The following is a 20944-nucleotide window of genomic DNA, read 5'->3' on the forward strand; positions in this document are numbered from 1 at the left end:
GAAGCGTTTTCGGAACAATTTCCAACAACAAGGTAAAAGAAAAGGAGAGACAGAATGTACAAGACATTTTCCATGGAACTGGCCGGACGTACGTTAAGCGTAGACGTAGGCCGTGTAGCGGCACAGGCAAATGGCGCTGCATTTATGCACTATGGCGAGACAACCGTGCTTTCCACTGCAACTGCAAGTGAGAAGCCCAGAGAGGGAATCGATTTCTTCCCCCTGTCCGTTGAATTTGAAGAGAAGCTGTATGCGGTAGGCAAAATCCCCGGCGGCTTCAACAAGAGAGAAGGCAAGGCGAGCGAGAACTCCGTTCTGACCAGCCGTGTTATCGACCGTCCGATGCGTCCTCTGTTCCCGAAGGATTACAGAAACGACGTTACCTTAAATAACCTGGTTCTGTCCGTAGATCCCGAGTGTCGTCCTGAGCTGGTGGCAATGATCGGTTCTGCGATTGCAACCTGCATTTCCGATATTCCGTTTGCCGGTCCCTGCGCAATGACACAGGTTGGCATGATCGACGGGGAGTTTATTATCAACCCTACTCAGGAACAGTGGAAAAAGGGCGATTTGCAGCTGACTGTCGCTTCCACAAGCGAAAAGGTTATCATGATCGAGGCCGGTGCAAACGAAGTTCCGGAAGCTGTCATGATCGATGCAATCTACAAAGCCCATGACGTAAACCAGACCCTGATTGAGTTCATCAACAAGATCGTTGCAGAAGTAGGCAAGCCGAAGCATTCCTACACCAGCTGCGCAGTTCCGCAGGAGCTGTTCGATGCGATGAAAGAGATCGTTCCTCCCGAAGAGATGGAACAGGCAGTCTTTACCGACGTAAAGCAGGTTCGTGAGGAGAATATCCGTCAGATTACAGCACGTCTGGAAGAGGCTTTTGCGGATAGAGAAGAATGGCTGGCTGTTTTAGGTGAGGCTGTTTATCAGTACCAGAAAAAGACCGTCCGCAAGATGATCTTAAAGGACCACAAGCGTCCTGACGGCCGTGCAATCACACAGATCCGTCCTCTGGCTGCAGAAGTAGATATCATTCCGAGAGTACACGGTTCCGCAATGTTTACCCGTGGACAGACTCAGATCTGCAACATCTGTACGCTGGCTCCTCTGTCTGAGGTTCAGAAGCTGGATGGTCTGGATGAAAACGAAGTATCGAAGCGTTACATGCATCATTATAACTTCCCGTCCTACTCTGTAGGCGAGACAAAGCCCTCCAGAGGTCCCGGACGTCGTGAAATCGGTCATGGTGCACTGGCTGAGAAGGCTCTGTGCCCGGTAATTCCTTCGGAAGAGGAATTCCCTTATGCAATCCGTACCGTATCCGAGACCTTCGAATCCAACGGTTCTACCTCCCAGGCTTCTGTCTGCGCATCTACACTGTCTCTGATGGCAGCGGGCGTTCCGATCAAGAAGCAGGTTGCTGGTATTTCCTGTGGTCTGGTTACCGGCGATACCGATGATGATTATATCGTCCTGACCGATATCCAGGGCCTGGAAGACTTCTTCGGCGATATGGACTTCAAGGTAGCAGGTACCCATGACGGTATCACCGCAATTCAGATGGATATCAAGATCCACGGCCTGACAAGACCGATTGTAGAAGAGGCGATTGCAAGAACCAAAGAAGCAAGAGAATATATCATCAACGAGATCATGACTCCCTGCATCGCACATCCGAGAGCAGAGGTTGGTAAATATGCACCGAAGATCATTTCCATCAAGATCGATCCTGAGAAGATCGGTGATGTTGTTGGTCAGAGAGGCAAGACCATTAACGAGATCATTGCCCGCACCGGTGTAAAGATCGATATCACAGATGACGGCAGCGTTTCCGTATGCGGTACTGATAAGGAAATGATGGACAAAGCCATCGAGATGATCAAAATCATCACCACCGAGTTCCAGGCTGGGCAGATCTTCAAGGGCAAGGTTGTCAGCATCAAGGAGTTCGGCGCATTCGTTGAGTTCGCACCTGGCAAGGAAGGCATGGTTCACATCTCCAAGATCGCAAAAGAGCGCATCGACCGCGTGGAAGATGTCCTGACTCTGGGCGACCAGGTTACCGTTGTCTGCCTCGGCAAGGACAAGATGGGCAGAATGAGCTTCTCCATGAAGGACGTTGCCCAGGTTTGAGAAAATGAACCGCAGCTGAGCAGGCAAGGCACTTCGAAGCCTGAACACGAAGCATAGTAAAAAAACGCTGGTTTCAGCGTTGAAAAATAGGAAGAAAAGGCTCCTGCCTGCAGTATTGTGCTGCGGGCGGGAGCCTTTTTTCATTTCATAGGAAAATGCGTCCTATGAAATAAAAACGCTCCGCTTAGGATGTTGGACGCGTGCGACGCTCAGATTGCTTCCAGCAGGAGCGCGTGGGCGATGCCTGGGACGCTCTGCCCCTCGTTGTAGCTCGTTTTGGAAAGCAGCGCACCGGTGGGAACGAATAGAATCCGCTTCCACTTTTTTTCGGAAAGCTGTTTTAACAAAAATGCAGACAGAACGGACGCGCTGCAGCCGCAGCCGGAGCCGCCCGCGTGCGTGTCCTGCTTTTTGCAGTCGTAAATTTCGATGCCGCAGTCCATATGGCGCTCCCCAAGGTCGATACCGGAGGTCTGTAAAAGGTCTAAGAGGACGCGCTGTCCGACTTTTCCGAGATCACCGGTCACAATTTTGTCATAATCGTTCGGTGCGGTGCCGAAATCTTCGAAATGCTGCCGGATGGTGTCCGCGGCGGCGGGAGCCATGCAGGCGCCCATGTTCATGGAATCCCGCAGACCGTAATCGACAATTTTTCCGGGAGTAAGGCCTGTGATCATCGCGCGATCATGCCCAGATGGAGCGTTTGCGAGGATGAACGCACCGCTTCCGGTCACAGTCCAGGAGGCGGAAAGCGGCCGCTGATTGCCGTAGCCGAGCGGAAAACGGAATTCCTTTTCTGCGCTGGCGAAATGGCTGCTTGTGACGCAGGCGGCAAAATCCGCAAAGCTGCCGGAAACGGCGAGGCTCGCGAGTGTGAGCGACAGCCCGCAGGTGGAGCAGGCGCCGTAGAGCCCGAAAAGCGGGCGTTCATACTGCATCAGCCCAAAGCTTGTGGCGATACTCTGTCCGAGCAGGTCACCTGCAAAAAGATATCGGATATCCGTAGAATGCAGTCCAGCCTTTTGGAGCGCCAGATGCAGGGCGTCGCGCTGCAGACTGCTTTCCGCATCCTCCCAGGTATCGCAGCCAAACAGGTCGTCTTCTCCTGCAAAGTCAAACAGCTCCCCGAGCGGTCCCTGCTTTTCTCGGCTGCCGACGACAGAGGCGCTGGAGCGGATATAGACCGGGACAGGAAGACGGATGCTCTGCCTGCCGCAGGCAAACAGTGCTGCAGGGCGGGAACAGAAAGAAGTTTCAGTCGTTTTATTCATGGTAATTTTCTAATCTCCCTTTCGAAAACGTTTCTGAGAACAGTATTGGTTCATTTATGAATTTCATACCAAAAAAGAACTGTACAAACAGGAAAACCTACTATACAATAAGGGCTGATTAGATGCCGGGATGCGTAGGTGAAAAAATCCGTAAGGCATCTTTTGATACCTTATAACAGGAGCAAAAGAAGATGGCAAAGGATAGGACAAAAGATTTGACCCAGGGAACTCCCTGGAAGGTGATTGCCGGGTTTTCACTGCCGGTAATCGGTGGAAATCTGTTCCAACTGTTCTATACGCTGGCAGACAGTATGATTGTCGGAAGGACGCTGGGGGCGGATGCGCTGGCTGCGGTCGGGGCTACGGCGACGATCGTATATTTTGTGCTGTGCTTCATTCAGGGACTGACCGGCGGATGTGGAATTTTACTGGGACAGGCATTCGGCGCGGGAAATGAAAAACAGGTACGCGAATCCGTATCGGCGTCTGTATGGATCAGCGCGCTGTTTACAATCGTATTGACGGTTCTGTGCTGTAGCATGGTGCATCCGATTCTGCGGATGTTAAACACGCCGGTGGATATTTACGACCGGACGTATACCTACCTGTTTATTATCTTTCTGGGAAACGGCGCTACGGTCTTTTATAATATGATTTCCAATATTCTGCGCGCGTTGGGAGATTCCCGGACACCGCTGTATTTTCTGATTTTTTCTTCGGTGTTAAATGTTGTGCTGGACGTGGTATTTATCGTTCCGTTCGGCATGGACGTGGCGGGAGCTGCATGGGCGACCGTGCTGGCGCAGGCAATTTCCGCGGCATTGTGCATTGTGTTTGCGCTGAAACGTTTTACAATCCTGCATTTTTCTGCGAGAGAATGGTGGTTTTCTGCAGAGGCGGCATGGCGTCATTTAAAAGTCGGATTCCCGATGGGATTCCAGATGTCCGTCATGTGTATCGGTCAACTTGCGATGCAGGCGGCGGTCAACCGGATCGGTACGAGTGCGATTGCAGGCTATACGGCGGCAAACAAGGTGGATCAGCTCTCCGTTTTAGTGGATAACGCGGTCGGAATCGGCATCGCCAACTATGTTGCGCAAAACTATGGTGCAGGCAAAATGGACCGGATCAAAAAAGGTGTATGGCATTGCTTTTTAATGCTGACGGCGATGAATTTTGCGATGGGAGCGCTGCTTTTACTGGGACAGAACTTCGTTGTCCCGATGTTTGTCACAAACCCGACGGCGGAAATCATGCAGTATTCCAAAGATTATCTGTTCACGGTTGTGCCGTTTTATTTCTTTCTGGGGGCGCTGCTTGTTTACCGCACCGCGATCCAGAGCGTGGGCAATACCTGGGCACCGTTTGCAGCCTGCGTGATTGAGCTGGCTGCGAGAATTCTGTGTGCGTCTGTGTTGTCCGTTCCGTTTGGCTACCGTGCCGTCTGCTTTGCAACTCCATTTGCATGGCTGACCGCCCTTTCCTTACTGATTCCGGTTTATATCGTCCTGATCCGGAAGCTGGATGGTGGACAAAGCACCCAAACAAAAACCTGAACAGGAGGTATCAATGCAAAAAGCAATATTAGTAGGGGTTAATCTAAACGAAAATCTGGATTTTGACCATTCGATGGAGGAGCTGGAAAACCTTGCGGAGGCGTGTGAGATCGAAGCAGCGGCGCAGGTTGTGCAGAATCTTCCGATGGTCAATAATGCCTTTTATATCGGGACAGGAAAGGTGGAAGAGGTCAAAAATCTGGTTTCCATGCTGGATGCAGACTGCGTGATTTTTGACAACTCCCTGACACCGTCCCAACAGAGAAACCTGCAGAATCAGCTGGAGGTTCCGGTCTGGGATCGGACGAACCTGATTCTGGAAATTTTTGACAGGCGCGCTCGGACAAAAGAAGCCCGTCTGCAGGTCGAAAGTGCGAATCTTCAGTATCTTCTGCCGCGTCTGGTCGGAATGCGGGATGCGCTTTCCAGACAGGGCGGCGGCGCCGGAGCGGGCGGCGGTGCCGGTGCCGGCGGTGGTCTTTCCAACAAGGGTGCCGGTGAAAAGAAGCTGGAGCTCGACCGCAGAAGGATTGAAAAGCGTATCAGCGAGCTGAACCGGGAATTAAAGGTCATGGAAAAGGACCGGGAGACACAGCGCAAGCGCCGGAAAGAAAGCGAACTGCCGTCGGTGGCTCTGGTAGGCTATACAAACGCGGGTAAGTCGACGCTGATGAACAAAATGTTGGACATCTGGATGGGCGACACGGAGAAAAAGGTTCTGGAAAAGGATATGCTGTTCGCCACGCTGGATACGACGGTGCGCAGAATCAGCCCCGGAGATAACCGGGATTTTCTGCTGTCGGATACGGTAGGGTTTATCAGCCAGCTGCCGCATACGCTGGTCAAGGCATTCCGCTCCACACTGGAAGAAGCATGCACGGCAGATCTGCTGCTGCAGGTGGTCGATTTTTCCGATCCGCATCACCGAGAGCAGATGGAGGTGACACAAGAGACGTTAAAAGAGCTGCAGGCGGGACAGATTCCCTGTCTGTATGTGATGAATAAAGCCGATCTTGTGATGGAAGAAAGCGAGCTTCCCAAAGTTTTAGGCGATCGGATTTATCTGTCTGCGAAGCAGGGAATTGGGCTTGCCGAATTGCTGGAGCTGATTCAGAAGAAGCTGTTTGGCGATTACCGGGAATGCACGTTTTTGATTCCGTATACGGATGGTGCGGCGGTTTCGAGGCTGCAGGAGCAGGCGCTTGTGCGCAGCATTTCCTATGAGGCAGACGGCGTGCTGATTTCCGTGTCGTGTAAAGAAAGCGACGCCGGGCGGTATGCAGCGTATGCGGTAAGTACCTCGGACGATGCGGAAACGGCGTTTGAAAGGGAAGGCGCGTAGGGGGCGGCTGGCAGCTCATGACATGAGGCATGTGTGGATGGAAAGTGTGCAGCCATTGTGTTTCGAAAGCAGGCTTGCACAGAAAGAAGGCAAAGTATGGGTGTCAGAATGATGGAGTTTAAAATGGAGCGCCCGGGTCTGTTAAAAGAGGGCGACCATGTGACCGTGACGGAGGGCGTACTTCCGAGCAATTATTATTATACGATCGATCCGTCCCTTGCGATGTCGGGCAATTATCCGTTCCGGGAGCGTTTGCTTGCGAGGGAGGGCGATGTGACGAGCGTTGTAGAAAATCCAAGGGGATTTTATGTGACTGTGGCATTTTCGGAGTGACAGTACAGGAAAAAGCGTGCTATACTAAAAAACGAAAGCCCCGAAGCGGGACGTACCCAGAGGAGGAAAAAGACATGTTTAAAGTAATTTCAACTGTGAAAGCACCGGCTGCAATCGGCCCTTATTCTCAGGCGATCGTTGCAGGAGATTTCTTATTTGCATCCGGACAGATTCCGATCAACCCGGCAAACGGAGCGATCGAAGCGGAAGGCATCGAGGCGCAGACAGAGCAGGTCATGAAAAATATCGGCGCAATTTTGACTGAGGCCGGAACCAACTATACCCATGTGGTAAAGACAACCTGCTTTTTGGATGATATGGGCGATTTCGCTGCATTTAACGCAGTATACGAAAAATATTTTACCGGAAAGCCCGCAAGAAGCTGTGTTGCAGTGAAAAAGCTTCCCAAGGATGTTTTATGTGAAGTAGAAGTAGTCGCTTATTTAGGAGAATAATCCTATGAAAAATCTGATACTGATTGGCATGCCCGGCGCAGGAAAAAGCACGGTCGGTGTCGTGCTTGCAAAGCAGCAGGGATATCATTTCGTGGATTCCGATCTGGTCATTCAGGAGCAAACCGGACTTTTACTGCATGAGATCATAGAACAGCAGGGCGACGACGGTTTCCGGCAGGTGGAAAACCGGATCAATGCGGATCTGGCAGTCAAGCATTCTGTCATTGCGACCGGCGGCAGCGTGATTTATGGGCGGGAAGCCATGCAGCATCTGAAAAAAATCGGTGTTGTAATCTATCTGAAGCTGTCGTGCGAATCGATCGCAGCGCGTCTGGGCGATCTGCGCAAACGCGGCATTACGCTGCGGGAGGGACAGACGCTGCAGCAGCTTTACGATGAGCGTGTCCCGCTATACGAGCGTTATGCGGACATTACAGTGGACTGTGAAAACAAAAGTATTCGGGAGATTGTTGCAGAGATTGTGGCAAGACTGCCGAAGTGACAACAGGGGACAAGACAAATGAAACAGCAGTTTGAATCTGTACGGAGCGGCTTTTTGCTGCTTCTTGCCGCATTTATCTGGGGCATTGCCTTTGTGGCGCAGAGTGTTGGAATGGATTACATGGGGCCGTGTACGTTTAATGCATCTCGGTTTTTAATTGGCGGCGTTGTGCTCCTGCCGGTGATCTGGACAAAAGAACGGATGGAAGCAAAAAAAGGCGCAACAGGAGCTCCTGCGAAAAAAAATAAATCCGGTGCGCTTTTGCCTGGCGGCGTATGCTGCGGTATCGCGCTGTGTGCGGCAAGCCTTCTGCAGCAGTTTGGTATCCGGTATACGTCAGTGGGAAAAGCAGGATTCCTGACGACGCTCTATATCGTTATCGTGCCGCTGCTCGGGATTTTTGTGCGCCGCATTCCAGGTGTGAAGGTATGGTGCAGCGTTGTGGTTGCGTTAATCGGAATGTATCTTCTATGTATTTCCGGAAGCGTTCGGATCGGACTGGGGGATGCGCTGGTGATTGGCTGCGCGTTAGTATTTTCTATTCATATTCTGGTGGTGGATCATTTCGCAGAGCAGGTGGATGGCGTAAAGCTTTCGTGTCTGCAGTTTCTGACGAGCGGTGTCATCTGTCTGGTGCTTGCGTTTTTGACGGAGCATCCGTCCTGGGATGCATTGTTTGCCGGAATCGTGCCGGTTTTATACGCGGGCGTTCTGTCCAGCGGCGTTGGGTATACGCTTCAGGTTGTTGGACAGAAAAAAGTGGAGCCAACAGCGGCATCCCTGCTTTTGAGCATGGAATCTGTTTTTTCCGTGCTGGCAGGCTGGGTGATTCTGGGACAGAAGCTTTCGGCGCGGGAGCTTTTTGGCTGCGCGCTCGTGTTTGCGGCGGTGATCTGTGTACAGCTTCCGGATAAAAAGAAAGCAAAACAGGTGGAAACAGCCTGAAAAGTGGCGTGTATTGCACGAAAAGATGTATACTTCAGAAGGGAGAAGATGGGGATGAAGGAACTTTCAAAAGAAGTAAGGGAGATTATGAAAGAATACATCGGCGACAACAGTGTAGCGGGTGTGACAGTGCTGGCGGTGAAGGATGGAAAAGAAATCTGCGACTGTCAGGAAGGCATGGCGGATATCGAAAATGGACGTGCGATGAAGCGCGATACGATTTTTCGGTTATATTCCCAGACGAAACCGGTTACCGGAGCGGCTGCGATGATTTTGATGGAGCGCGGAAAGCTGGATCTGTATCAGCCGGTTGCAGAATATCTGCCTGCATTCCGCGAACAAAAAATCTGGCGCAACGGCAGATGCGAAGCACTTTTGCCTGGAGAACGGGAGATGCTGGTTGTCGATCTTTTACGGATGACGTCGGGGCTGATTTATGGCGATACGACGACGGAGCCGGGGCGGATGTATGAGCACGTTTTCGAAGAGGGAAAGGAACGGATGCATACGCTGGAGGCGATGACGACAAGGAATGTGGCGGATGCACTGGCAAAGTGCCCGCTGCTTTATGCGCCCGGGCAGGGCTGGCAGTACGGTTCCTCTGCAGATGTGCTCGGTGCGATTATTGAAGCTGCGTCCGGCAAACGGTTCGGGGAATTTTTGCAAGAAGAAATTTTCGAGCCGCTTGGAATGAAGGATACGGCGTTTTGGGTACCGGAGGAAAAGCAGGACCGGCTGGCGGCAGTATACCAGACTGAAATTGACCAAAATGGTCAAAACGTACTGAAGCGCTATACGCAGGATCATCTGGTCGTTGCAAACCGGATGGAAAAGTCCCCTGCCTTTGAGTCGGGCGGAGCGGGACTTGCTTCGACGCTGGATGATTATATGAAATTTGCGCAGATGCTGATGCAGGGCGGAAGCTTAAACGGCGTGCGGGTGCTGAGCGAAAAGACGACGAAGTATTTTACCAGTCCGGAGCTGATGCCGGTTTCTCAGAAGGTATTTTCTGAATGGGTCGGACTGGATGGCTACAGCTACGGCAACCTGATGCGCGTCTGCAAAAATCCGGCGCAGTGCGGTTATCTTGCAATGCAGGATGAATATGGTTGGGACGGCTGGCTGGGTGTTTACTTTGCAAACCTGCCTAATGAAAAGACGACCATTCTGATGGGGATGCAGAAGGTGGACGCAGGCACGTTTTCCATGACCCGCAAAATCCGCAATCGGATTGTGAGCAAGCTGTAAAGAAAATAGAAAATTCCGCTTCGCCGGGAAATTGCTGCCTACCAGAAAACACAGAAAAAGAGCGTATGAAGGAGCCCTTTTTTTTAATTCCAACCCGGAGAAATCTGGTTTTCTGAAGTTTATTGCTGCCGGAAAAGTACGTTTTCACGGAATTGCATTGCAGTTTAAAACCGTGTAGAATATATAACTAGCTTTTACAATCAAATGGAAGGACTGTAAAAATGTATCAGAGAAGATCGAATCTGCAGAATCTGATGATTTTGCTGCTGGACTGTCTGACGATTGTCGTGAGCCTGATTCTGGCAAACTATATTCGAAATGGTCGGTTGTTTGAGAGCGATGATGCCCGGATGGATTTCGGCCTTTTGCTCGGAGCAGTGCTTGTCGTTTTTCTGGCAATGAACCTGTTTGGCAGCCTGTACCGGAACATGATGCTGCGGGGACCGCTGCATGAATGCATGTGTGTGATTCGCAATAATGCAATCAGTTTTGCGGGCGCGGCGGTTGTACTGTATTTTATGGGACTGCTGGATGCTTACTCGCGTCTGGTGTTCTTCTATTTTCTTCTGATTGACTGTATCCTGATGCTGATTGTGCACCAGCTCTGGAAAAAATGTCTGCCGTCTTTGTATCGGATTTTTCGGGAGAGCAGGAAGACGCTGTTGGTTGCGGACGATGTGTTCGCAGTGCCGCTCGTCATGGATATGAAAAATTTTAAGGATTACAGCTATGAGTTCTGCGGATTGGCATTTCTGGGCGAGAAACCGGAAAATGGCGAGGTCGGCGGAATGTCGGTCGTAGCTGGGGCAGATGATCTGATCGATTACTGTAAAAGCGCGTCTCTGGATGAAGTGATCGTTGCAGTTGCGGATACCCAGAGCAAAGAGATGAAGCATGTTTTGGAAACGCTGGCAGAAATGGGACTGACGATTCATTACCGGATTCCTGTTCCGGAGCTGTCCGGTGCGAGCCAGAAAGCTCTGACGCAGTTTGGGCGCTTTTATACGATTACCTATGCGAATCGTTTTGTACCGGTTGGGCAGCTGGCGATGAAGCGGCTGCTGGATCTGGTCGGAGCGCTGGTCGGCTGTGTATTTTTAGGAATATTGACGGTGATCGTCGGGCCGATGATCAAGCTGGAGTCTCCTGGACCGATTTTCTTTGCACAGAAACGGGTTGGACGGAACGGCAGAATTTTTAAAATGTACAAATTCCGTTCCATGTATGCGGATGCGGAAGAGCGCAAAAAAGAACTGATGGCGCAGAATGAAATGAACGGCCTGATGTTCAAGATGGAAAATGATCCGCGGATTACAAAGACGGGGGCTTTCTTACGGAAGACGAGCCTGGATGAATTTCCGCAGTTTATCAATATTTTAAAGGGCGATATGAGCCTTGTGGGAACCCGTCCGCCGACGTTGGATGAGTTTGCACAGTACAGCCCATATCATAAGAAACGCTTGAGCTTTCGTCCCGGTCTGACCGGAATGTGGCAGGTGAGCGGGCGCAGCGACATAACGGATTTCGAAGAAATTGTAAAGCTGGATGTAGAGTATATTGATAACTGGTCTTTCTGGCTGGACATTAAGATTTTATTGAAAACTTTCCTGGAGGTCTTTACACAAAAGGGCGCCAGATAAAAGACAGTTTTAATGATTCATAACAATAGAGTGTTCCCAAAGTGTACATTTTATTCATGACAATAGAATGCTCGCAGAGCGTGCATTCTATTGTTGCCTGGGTATTTGGCTGCGTATTGCGGCAGAATGTGAGGAGAATTTGAAAAAAAGAAAACCGGCAGCCTGTAACGGGCTGTTGAGAGGAATTCTGACAGGCATCTGTGTTTTTGGAGTAACGCTGTCCGGATGCAGCTCTTCGAATCCGGAGACGGCGGATACGACAGGCGCTGAGACAATAACGCAGAGCAGCTCTGCAGAGGAAACTTCTATCGAAGAAGCAGAGGCAGCAGTGGATGCAGCACAGGTGGAAGCGGTTCTGCAGTCGGATGCAGAAATTCCTTTGAAATTGAATGAGCTCTGCGCGCTGAATGCAGATGCATATGCGTGGCTGGAAATTCCTGGAACGGGCATCAGCCAGCCAATTCTGCAGAGCAGCATAGACGATGAATATTATCTAACCCATAACGTTGCAAAGGAAGAGGCGGAAGATGGGGCAATTTATACAGAGACAGCCAACGATATAGATTTTTCTGATGGCAATACCGTGATTTACGGACATAACACCTTGGATCGTTTTGGAAAGCTTCATGAGTATCAGGATCGTACTTTTTTTGATGAAAATCGGGAAGTGCGGATTTATCTGCCGGAGAAGATGCTTGTCTACCGCATTTTTGCAGCATATCCGTATGACGACAGGCATCTGATTGCCGCATATGATTTTTCAGATCCGATTATTTTCCGCAATTATCTGGAAGAAGTCTTTTCCATTCGTCAGATCGATGCTTTTATCGATGATACGATGGATGTGACGGAAGATGACAAGCTGATTACGCTGGAAACCGGTGTGAGCGACGAGCCGGATCAGAGGTATCTGGTGCAGGCAGTTTTGGTTGAGGAACAGTAATGGAGCAGGAAAAGAGAAAACGCAGGAAAAAAAGGACGAAAAAGCGTTCCGCAATTTCAAAAGTTGGTCTTTTTTTCTTGATTTTGTTACTTGTGCTTCTGTTACTTGGAATTACTGTATCGGCAGGGTGGCTGTGGATGAACTACAGCGGTCAGAGCAGGCTTTCCAAAAAACAGGAAGCGATACCGGAGCTGATGCAGCAGGCTGAATCGGAAGCGGAAAGCGAGATGATGCTGGAGGCGGGAAGCATCCGGTATCATGGAAAGGTTTATACCTACAAAAAGGATATTCTGACCTTTTTGTTTTTAGGAATTGATAAAAATGGAGAAGTAAAGGCTTCTTCCAATCTCTTTAAGGGCGGCCAGGCGGATGCACTGTTTCTGGCTGTACTCGACCCGGGAGAGAAAAAGATCAGCGTGATCGGAATCAACCGCGATACCATGGCTTCTATGAATGTGTATGATAAGAACGGGAGATATTCCGGAAGACAGACTGCACAGATTGCACTTTCCCACGCTTACGGGGACGGTCTGGAAGAAAGCTGCGAAAACAGCCTGGATGCAGTTTCCAATCTGTTCTATGGTCTTCCGATCCACGGTTACTGCGCACTGAACATGTCGGTTGTATCGAAGTTAAACGATGCGGTCGGCGGTGTGGACGTCGTGATTCCGGAATCTGCAAACGGACTGGAAAAGGGCTGGACAACCGGAGCCGAGGTGCATTTAGAGGGCGATGCGGCGTACCAGTTTATTCATTATCGCGATACGGCGCAGGAACAGAGTGCAGAAGCACGCCTGGAGCGTCAAAAGCAGTATTTGAAGAAATTTATCCTTCAGGCAAAAGAAGCGATGAAGCAGGATATGACGCTTCCTTTGCAATTGTATACACAGATTACACCGTACATGGTAACGGATGTGACTGCGGATGAAGCAGTTTACCTGGCAGGTCAGGCGCTGTCCTACAGCTTTGGGGACGACAATTTTTATTCCATGACGGGAACGGTCAAAATGGGAGAAAAATTCGAAGAATTTTATCCCGATGAAACAGCACTGTATGAACTGGTGCTGGACGTATTTTATGAAGAGGCGGCGGATTGACCTGCACGCCGGATAAAACGGTATTGGCAGACGGGACACCGCCTGTTAATATAAAAACAGAAGCCACACAATTTTACGAAAGGGGGATGATTGACATGAAAAAGAAAATGGCAATTGTTCTTTCACTTGTACTCGCATGCTCTATGAGCATGACAGCATTTGCAGCTCCCAGCCCGTCTCTGAATACAGGTAATACGCCTGTTAGTCAGGTAACCGTTGATCAGTCTGTTGCAACAGCAACAGCTGGAACCGCTGAGTCGACTGTCAGCGGTGTAGCCAGCGCGACTAGTGCAGTAGCAGTTGGAACAACATTCGCAACTGCAAAAGGAAACCAGGCATTGGATGCGGCTTCCGTTCAGCTGGTTGTAGCTCCTACAACTGTAGCAGAAACGACAACATCTGCCAGCGAACTGACAAAGGCTTTGACTGCAAAAAAGGTCAAAATCATCAACAAGAGTGGTGAGAAAAACATTTCCCTGCTGAATCGGGAAGGCAAGGTAAAATACCTGTGCAGCAGAAATGTTTATCTGACGAATTCAAAGGGTGAACTGGTAGCAAGCAAGGGTTCTATCTCTATTGCAAAGAGCCTGAAAGAAATCCTGGGCGGATACCAGCTTGCTGAAAATGAGACCATCAGAGCAATGTACAAGAGAGCAGACGGAACCTTTGTAGCGCTTCCTGTTGTTATTAAGGGCGATGTAGTTTCTTTTGCACTTCCTTCTATCAGCGGTGTTGTTGAAGTTGTATTCACGGCGGCTGTTGGAACAAGACAGGAAACATTACAGTCTGAAAAAGCTCCCAAGCTTTGATGCATGGCCGACAGGCTAAGTTTTAGATCGAATAACAAATTAAATTGATTCGTGTGGTTTCCTTTGGAACACCGCCTCCTCTGAAACGGGGAAGCGGTGTTTTGTTTTTTGCTGCAAAAAAAGTCCTCCGCAAAAACGGAAGACTTTTCTGGATGTTGGCGTTGAGACTTATTCGTTCAAGGAATAACCGCAAGCGGTGCAATATTTTTGACTGTCTGCAGATTCGCCAATTTGGTGCTCTTCTTTTTCGGTATGACCGCAGAATTCACAGACCAGCTGATGATAGGATTCATCAAGACTTTGCCCGACGGTGTATTCATGTGTACAGGATTGACCACAGATCTCACAGATACCGTCCGGATCAAATACACATGCGCCATCCATTGTATGTCCACACACGGAACAGGTTCCCTTGTGAATCCGCACGCCGTCTTCGGCAGTCTCGGTTGTATAGGTATACAGATGGGATTCTTCTTTTATAACGCCGCCGCATGCACCACAGATTTCTTTATGGGAAGAATCATCAGCGGTATAATGATCAGCGGTACAGCTTTCTGCCTGTTCTTCGTTGATATATCCACAGAGGACACATACGGGACCGTGCATAGTTGTTCCGGTGATCTGTTTCCTACCGTCGAACTCATGATTGCAGGGGGCCTCCGGTTCTGGTGTTGTCGGCTCCGGTGTTGGTGCAGGTGTCGGCACTGGGGTTGGAGCGGCAGAAGATGGTAAGGTCAAAGAGGACAGGATGTTCGAAACAGAGCTGTTGTCCGCACTGGAAGGGACGATCAGTCTGGGGGATGCAAGGATCTGTCCGTTCATTCCGCTGACTGTAAAGCCGGCTTTTGTCGTTGCGTCAATGGTCGTATATTTTCGGTTTTCTTTGATGCCGAAATTTACATAGTGAACATAGTATGCCAGAAGATCGTCGCCAAACGCCTTTTGCAGATCCGGATAAGCGGAACTGTATGCAAAAACATTGAAGTCAGAATTAATATCAGATCTTCCTTCGTTCAAACCGAAAATAACAAAATGGTTCCAAAGCGCTTCTGAGTCATTTCCAAAGGCCTTTGCAACATCCGGATATGCTATTGCATACCGTTCGGGTTTGAAAACCTGCCTTAAAGCTTCAAGGGCTTCCGGGGTATATGTTATTTTGTACTTTTTCATAATTTCCTTGTGCAGAGAGGTCTCGGAAGAGGTGTTTTTGTTTATTGTATTCAGTGTATTCAGTGCGCTCATATTGTTTTTGACAATCATTGCGGCGTTTGCCGTCATACCGGAGCCCAGACACATGGTGAGGGCGAGAGCGAATGCCAGAAGTTTCTTTTTCAATATTACATCCTCCTTTTTTCGAAAAAAAGTTCCTTCATCACAAGTCTATGTTACCATTTTTCAAAAAGCTTTACAACGAAATTGCAATAAATAGTATTTCCGTTACAGTTCACTCGTACTTTATGAGCAAAAATGAGATGCGAATGGCGCGGGTGAACAGTAACGTATTCCTATCAAAATCATACCAGAGAGCAATAATTGAATTGTGCAGAATCAACTTATGTTCATCAAAGAAAGGAATCCGCAGCAATTTCATCCTCTGCCAGCATACGGTATCCGACACCAAGCTCATTGATGATATAGCGCTTTTCGCCGGGCGTCACGCCCATTTTCTTGCGGATGTTCTTCATGTTGACTTGCAGCTTTTTGACGCTGCCGTAGTCAGAATACCCCCAGACAGTATGGATGATCGCAGTATACGTCAGCACCTTTCCAGCGTGAATGGAGAGGAACGCCATAATGTTGTACTCCGTTTGGGTCAGGTCGATCTCTTCTTTGCCTACAAAAACCTGTCGTGTGTCGTAATCGATCAGCAGGTCCTGAAAGCGGAATTTCCCGCCGGGGGTACTTTCATTCTCTTCACTGTGTCGATGGCTGCGGAGAACGGCCCGGACCCGAGCCAACAATTCCTCCGTGCCAAAGGGCTTGGTGATATAATCATTTGCCCCAAGATCCAGCGCCTCCACTTTGTCCCTCTCGCTGGAACGGGCGGAGAGCACAATGATGGGCACAGTGTCCGTCTTTCGCACCTCTTGAATCAAACTCATGCCATCCCGATCCGGCAGGCCGAGATCCAGAATGATGAGGTCCGGATGATGGGAAGCGTACATCATCATGCCGAGCGCACAGGTCTCCGCGCAGAGAACCTGATAGTCGCTGGTTTCCAGATTTGCTTTAATGAAGCTTCGGATGTTGGCTTCATCCTCTACGATCAGGATCTTAAATTTGTTATTGCCCATCGTCCTCACCCTCTCTTTCCAGAGCAAAGCTAAATACCGCACCGCCGCCACTTTTGTTTTTTGCGGTAATGTCACTGCCGTGTGCCTTGACGATGGCGGCGCACACAGACAGTCCGATCCCCATATTGCTGCGTGTCCCGTCCACCGGCGCAGCGTTTTTTTCGTAGCTCCCGGTAAAAATCTTTTGAAGTGCATCCTCCGGGATGCCGCAGCCGTTGTCAGCAACCTCAAATACCGCCTTGTCTCCTGCGAGAGAAACGGAAAGCATCAGTTTTGTCATGCCTTTTGCGTGGAATACAGCGTTTTCCAGAAGATTCAGCAGCACCTGTTCAATAAGGAGAGAATCCATGGGAATGTCCACAAACTCGTCCGGGATCTGTGTGATGACCTTCTGACTCGGATGCTTTTTAGAAAACTTCATCAAAACGGAGTCGATCAGCTCATCAAGAACGGTGGGAGTTTTCACGACCTCCACCTTCGCACCGTCGATCCTTGTGACAGACAGGAGATTCTCAACCATGCGGATGAGCCATTCGCTGTCTTCCTGAATTTCTCCCAACAACTTGAGCTGCTGTTCCTTCGGCAGCGCATCATACTTAGAAATCAGTGTGGAGGATGACCCGTATATGGAGGTAAGGGGCGTGCGCAGGTCATGGGAGATCGCCCGCAGCAGATTGCCCCGCATTCTCTCTTTTTCATTTTCTGAGCGCAGCTTCTCCTGATCGCGGATACGAATGTTAAGCGTGCTGGTGGAAATGGCGACGACCAGCATGATGACAGCGGATAAGATGCTTTCTTCTACAAAAAAGTCAAAAGCGTAGTATGGATAGGTGAAAGCAAAATTTACCGCAAACACGCTGGCGATGGCCGAAATGATGCCATAGCAATACCCGTGGGTTTTCAGCGAGATTAAAAACACGCTGAACACAAAAATCATGGGTACCAGTGTCTGCGTGGTAAAGAGCTTCTGAATAAGCAAATTGACAGCAAAGGCGCTGCAAAAAATTAGGATTGAAAATAGAATATCCTTTTGTCGTTGACGGTTCTTCATCCTGTTTCTCCTGAACGATACTGCGGCATTATTATACCGCATAAGCGGAAGCGCTTCAAGATTTCTCGCAGGAGGATATTGTACCGCATCTGTTTCTTTACTGAATCTACACCACGAAAATGCTATGATGGAAACACTAAATAAAAAGGAGGAAGAAATCCGTGGAAAACGACAGTAGCGACGATAACGGCAGCCGCTCTTATATGGTCTGTTCGTATGTGACATATCTACGCCCTTTGCTGCGATATCGGGTATAGACGTGTCTTTTTTGTATGAAATAATCGTAGGAACAGAACATAAAGGAGTTTGAAATGAATTATTTTGGAAGTATTTTCGTAATGGTGGTCTGCATTGCCATGTCCGCCTATTTCAGCGCCACAGAAACGGCGTTCTCGTCCCTGAATAAGACCCGCCTCAAGGTGTTGGCGGACAATGGAAACAAGCGGGCAGCGCTGGCGCTCAAGCTATCTGAAGACTATGACAAGCTGATCTCCACCATCCTGATCGGCAACAATATCGTGAATATCATGGTGGCATCCATCGGCACACTTTTGTTCGTAGGGCTTTACGGCGATATTGGCGCGACGATTTCTACGGTCGTCGTAACGATCGTTGTTTTGATTTTTGGTGAGATCACCCCTAAAAGTGTTGCAAAGGATACCCCGGAACGTTTCGCTTTGTTCAGTGCTCCGTTTATCCGCCTTTGGATTTTGATTCTGACGCCGCTGAATTTCCTCTTTTCCCAGTGGAAGAAGCTGGTTTCCCGTTTCTTCAAGACGGATGACGATGCAAAAATGTCCCACGAGGAACTGCTCCTTTTTATGGAGGATGTGGAGCAGGACGGCGGAATTGACGAAAACGAAGGCGAGCTGCTGCGCAATGCCCTTGAATTCCGTGACCTGACGGCGGCAGAAATTTTGACCCATCGAATTGACCTGGAAGCTGTGGACATCGACAAGAGTCATGAGGAAATTTCCAGAGCCTTTACCCAGTCCCGCTTTTCCCGTCTGCTGGTCTACCGGGATACCATTGATCAGGTCGTCGGCGTTCTTCATCAGAAGGATTTCTATATCAACGGCAAGATGACGGATCAGCCCATTGCGGAGATCATGACGAAACCGTTGTTTGTCTATCAGTACACAAAAATCCGGGATATTTTGAAAATGCTCCAGCATCAGAAGTCCCATATCGCCGTGGTCGTAGATGATTTCGGCGGAACGCTTGGTATTGTTACGATGGAGGATATTCTGGAAGAACTGGTTGGTGAAATTTGGGACGAACACGACGAGGTGGAGGAAGATTTTGAAAAGCTGGACGAGAATACCTATCGCGTGGACTGCTCCGTCAGCCTGGAGGATTTTGCGGAATTCTTTGACATCAAGCTGGAATCTGACAGTGTTTCTGTCGGCGGCTGGGTCATGGAGCAGCTGAATAGAGTCCCCACCAAGGGCGATTCCTTTGCTGTGCAGAATTTGGAGATCACGGTCTCAGAATTGAGTGCGCACAGGGTATCCTTCCTTACAGTCAGGCAATGCGACCTGTGTTTGGACTGCGAACAATAAACTATCATGGAAAGGAAAAACATGGAGAAAAAAACGAAAAACACAGTCGGTAACAGAAACGGGAATCCTACACCGCAGGGAAGTAACTGGCCGGACGAGACGATCATTCGTTATATCACCCGTGCACTGGTGCTGTTGATTGTATTTGCATGGGCGCTGGTAAACCTTGACGCTGTTTTGCGTTTTTTCGGCAAGGTGCTTGCACTGTTTACTCCGTTTCTGATCGGCGGGGCAATTGCATTTTTGATCAATGTAATCCTTCGACCGTTGGAATGCTGCTGGAACAAGGTTTGCCGCAAGGTTCCTGCAAAGCTGACCCGCCCTGTGTGCCTGACAATAAGCACCGTGCTCGTTCTTGGAATTTTGTTTGCCGTAGTGTTTATGATGATCCCCAGTTTGCGGGAATCCGGCGATGAGTTTATCCAAAACATTCCGGTCTATGTGGAGGAAATCGGGCGGTGGTGGGCAGGGGTTGTCCAGTTTGCTGCAAAATATAACATTATCCTGCCCGAATATGCCATAAATTCTGATCTGTTGATTGAGAAGGTCACCACCTTGATCAGCGATGAGGAAAGCGGCATCCTCACCGTGACATGGGGTGCGGCAACCTCTGTCCTGTCGGTTTTGGTGGATGTCCTTTTGGGCCTTGTCTTTGCACTGTATCTGCTTGCAAAGAAGGAAGTCATTGCGGCACATTTGAAAAAACTCATTGTGACAGTCTTTCCGCAAAAGAAGGCGCAGCGGCTTCTGAGCATTGCTACTCTGACAAACCAGACCTTCACAAATTTTGTCAGCGGACAGCTTACGGAAGCGGTTATCATCGGCGTTCTGTGCTTCTTGGGAATGCTGATCCTTGGGATTCCGTATGCCGGTGCGGTTTCCGCGTTTGTGGCTGTTACTGCGCTGGTGCCGATTTTTGGCGCATGGATCGGCGGCGGTCTTGGTGCGTTTTTGATTCTGCTGGCAGAACCCGGCAAGGCGCTGTGGTTCATCCTCTTTTTACTCATTTTACAGCAGGTTGAGGGAAATCTGATTTACCCAAAGGTAGTCGGCAAGTCTGTCGGACTTCCTGGATTGCTTGTGCTGATGGCTGTTACGATCGGCGGCGAAGCATTCGGCATCTTAGGGATGCTGTTCAGCGTTCCCGGCTGTGCCGTGCTGTTCAGTCTTTATTTAGAGTACATGAAGAACGCACACACCTTTTAAGACGTGGTCTATTTAACATACAGGACGATAACTTACTTCGTGAATGCCGGCTTTAAGATCTTAGCTGACCGCCGTATCCTTGAAATCCACCGCCAAGTCCCCAAAAGTGGACTGTGTAGGCAATAGGCTGACGCGCCTGCTCCGAAACGCTGGGAAGAACCCATGATCGCAGAATCTGCCATTGGACGCAAAAAAAAACGGTGTGACCTTCACGGTCGCACCGTTTTTTACCCAACCGCAAGATTTATAGCTCCTTACGGCTGTCAAGTCTTGTGTTTACAGGCTTTCGGGCATACAAAAAGCAGATGACGGGAATCGAACCCGCCTCCTCAGCTTGGGAAGCTGATGTTCTACCGATGAACTACATCTGCATGACATACATTATAGCATATGAATTCAAAAAAGAAAAGCATTTTATTCATAACAATAGAATATCCGCGGAGCATACATGCCGTTGTATGGATTGCCCGTCAGAAGCTGCGAGAAAACTGCAACTACAGTTTTAGAGATTTTTCACTTTTCGTTCTCAGTATTCTATGATATAC

General features: G+C 49.4%; 18 protein-coding genes and 1 tRNA gene. 14 read left to right on the plus strand and 5 right to left on the minus strand.

The window, feature by feature from the left end:
- Window positions 1–54 precede the first annotated feature (54 nt).
- Window positions 55–2145: a polyribonucleotide nucleotidyltransferase gene (locus OCV62_RS05730; protein WP_021916338.1), complete on the plus strand. Its 2091-nt coding sequence runs from the start codon at window positions 55–57 to the stop codon at window positions 2143–2145.
- 209 nt (window positions 2146–2354) lie between these two features.
- Here OCV62_RS05730 and OCV62_RS05735 read toward each other — a convergent pair whose 3' ends face one another.
- A complete protein-coding gene (locus OCV62_RS05735; protein ID WP_262585553.1) occupies window positions 2355–3416 on the minus strand; it encodes a stage V sporulation protein AD in 1062 nt (353 codons plus the stop codon).
- Between the two features lie 191 nt (window positions 3417–3607).
- On the opposite strand from OCV62_RS05735, the gene OCV62_RS05740 reads away from it, so the two are divergent.
- The 11 genes from OCV62_RS05740 to OCV62_RS05790 all read left to right on the plus strand — a co-directional run bounded on the left by OCV62_RS05740 (window position 3608) and on the right by OCV62_RS05790 (window position 14286).
- A complete protein-coding gene (locus tag OCV62_RS05740) occupies window positions 3608–4972 on the plus strand; it encodes an MATE family efflux transporter (protein WP_262585554.1) in 1365 nt (454 codons plus the stop codon).
- 13 nt (window positions 4973–4985) lie between these two features.
- On the plus strand, window positions 4986–6314 hold the full coding sequence (hflX, locus tag OCV62_RS05745; protein WP_262585555.1) for a GTPase HflX: 1329 nt from the start codon (window positions 4986–4988) through the stop codon (window positions 6312–6314).
- A 111-nt stretch (window positions 6315–6425) separates the two neighbouring features.
- Window positions 6426–6647 (plus strand): hypothetical protein, encoded by a 222-nt coding sequence (locus OCV62_RS05750; RefSeq protein ID WP_117961141.1) that lies wholly within the window; start codon window positions 6426–6428, stop codon window positions 6645–6647.
- Between the two features lie 74 nt (window positions 6648–6721).
- Window positions 6722–7102 carry a RidA family protein gene (locus OCV62_RS05755; protein WP_262585556.1) on the plus strand — a complete coding sequence of 127 codons (381 nt, stop codon included), beginning with the start codon at window positions 6722–6724 and terminating at the stop codon, window positions 7100–7102.
- 4 nt (window positions 7103–7106) lie between these two features.
- Window positions 7107–7604 (plus strand): shikimate kinase, encoded by a 498-nt coding sequence (locus OCV62_RS05760; RefSeq protein ID WP_117961091.1) that lies wholly within the window; start codon window positions 7107–7109, stop codon window positions 7602–7604.
- A gap of 18 nt (window positions 7605–7622) precedes the next feature.
- A complete protein-coding gene (locus OCV62_RS05765) occupies window positions 7623–8549 on the plus strand; it encodes a DMT family transporter (RefSeq protein WP_262585557.1) in 927 nt (308 codons plus the stop codon).
- 54 nt (window positions 8550–8603) lie between these two features.
- On the plus strand, window positions 8604–9797 hold the full coding sequence (locus tag OCV62_RS05770) for a serine hydrolase domain-containing protein (protein ID WP_262585558.1): 1194 nt from the start codon (window positions 8604–8606) through the stop codon (window positions 9795–9797).
- Between the two features lie 221 nt (window positions 9798–10018).
- Entirely contained in the window at window positions 10019–11437 is a 1419-nt protein-coding gene (locus OCV62_RS05775; RefSeq protein ID WP_262585559.1) for a sugar transferase, read from the plus strand.
- Window positions 11438–11576: 139 nt separating this feature from the next.
- A complete protein-coding gene (locus tag OCV62_RS05780; protein ID WP_262585560.1) occupies window positions 11577–12380 on the plus strand; it encodes a class B sortase in 804 nt (267 codons plus the stop codon).
- A 77-nt stretch (window positions 12381–12457) separates the two neighbouring features.
- On the plus strand, window positions 12458–13477 hold the full coding sequence (locus OCV62_RS05785; protein WP_262585561.1) for an LCP family protein: 1020 nt from the start codon (window positions 12458–12460) through the stop codon (window positions 13475–13477).
- Between the two features lie 95 nt (window positions 13478–13572).
- Window positions 13573–14286, plus strand: coding sequence for a hypothetical protein (locus OCV62_RS05790; protein WP_262585562.1), 714 nt, complete (start codon window positions 13573–13575; stop codon window positions 14284–14286).
- 168 nt (window positions 14287–14454) lie between these two features.
- On the opposite strand, the gene OCV62_RS05795 is transcribed toward OCV62_RS05790, so the two are convergent.
- The 3 genes from OCV62_RS05795 to OCV62_RS05805 form a co-directional block, all read right to left on the minus strand.
- Complete coding sequence (locus OCV62_RS05795; protein WP_262585563.1) at window positions 14455–15621, minus strand: hypothetical protein; 1167 nt, start codon at window positions 15619–15621, stop codon at window positions 14455–14457.
- 227 nt (window positions 15622–15848) lie between these two features.
- Window positions 15849–16580: a response regulator transcription factor gene (locus OCV62_RS05800; RefSeq protein ID WP_262585564.1), complete on the minus strand. Its 732-nt coding sequence runs from the start codon at window positions 16578–16580 to the stop codon at window positions 15849–15851.
- Complete coding sequence (locus OCV62_RS05805) at window positions 16570–17631, minus strand: sensor histidine kinase (protein ID WP_262585565.1); 1062 nt, start codon at window positions 17629–17631, stop codon at window positions 16570–16572. The genes OCV62_RS05800 and OCV62_RS05805 overlap by 11 nt, the downstream gene beginning before the upstream one ends.
- A 311-nt stretch (window positions 17632–17942) precedes the next feature.
- Between OCV62_RS05805 and OCV62_RS05810 the strand changes: the two genes are divergently transcribed.
- The gene (locus OCV62_RS05810; protein ID WP_262585566.1) at window positions 17943–19193 is read left to right on the plus strand and encodes an HlyC/CorC family transporter; all 1251 of its coding nucleotides are present in this window, start codon (window positions 17943–17945) and stop codon (window positions 19191–19193) included.
- 21 nt (window positions 19194–19214) lie between these two features.
- Window positions 19215–20399 carry an AI-2E family transporter gene (locus OCV62_RS05815; protein ID WP_262585567.1) on the plus strand — a complete coding sequence of 395 codons (1185 nt, stop codon included), beginning with the start codon at window positions 19215–19217 and terminating at the stop codon, window positions 20397–20399.
- 300 nt (window positions 20400–20699) lie between these two features.
- Here the strand turns inward: OCV62_RS05815 and OCV62_RS05820 are convergent.
- Window positions 20700–20770, minus strand: a tRNA-Gly gene (locus tag OCV62_RS05820).
- Between the last annotated feature and the right edge of the window lie 174 nt (window positions 20771–20944).

The sequence above is a fragment of the Gallintestinimicrobium propionicum genome, from assembly GCF_025567525.1.
In the GTDB taxonomy this organism is placed as follows: Bacteria; Bacillota; Clostridia; order Lachnospirales; family Lachnospiraceae; genus Gallintestinimicrobium; species Gallintestinimicrobium propionicum.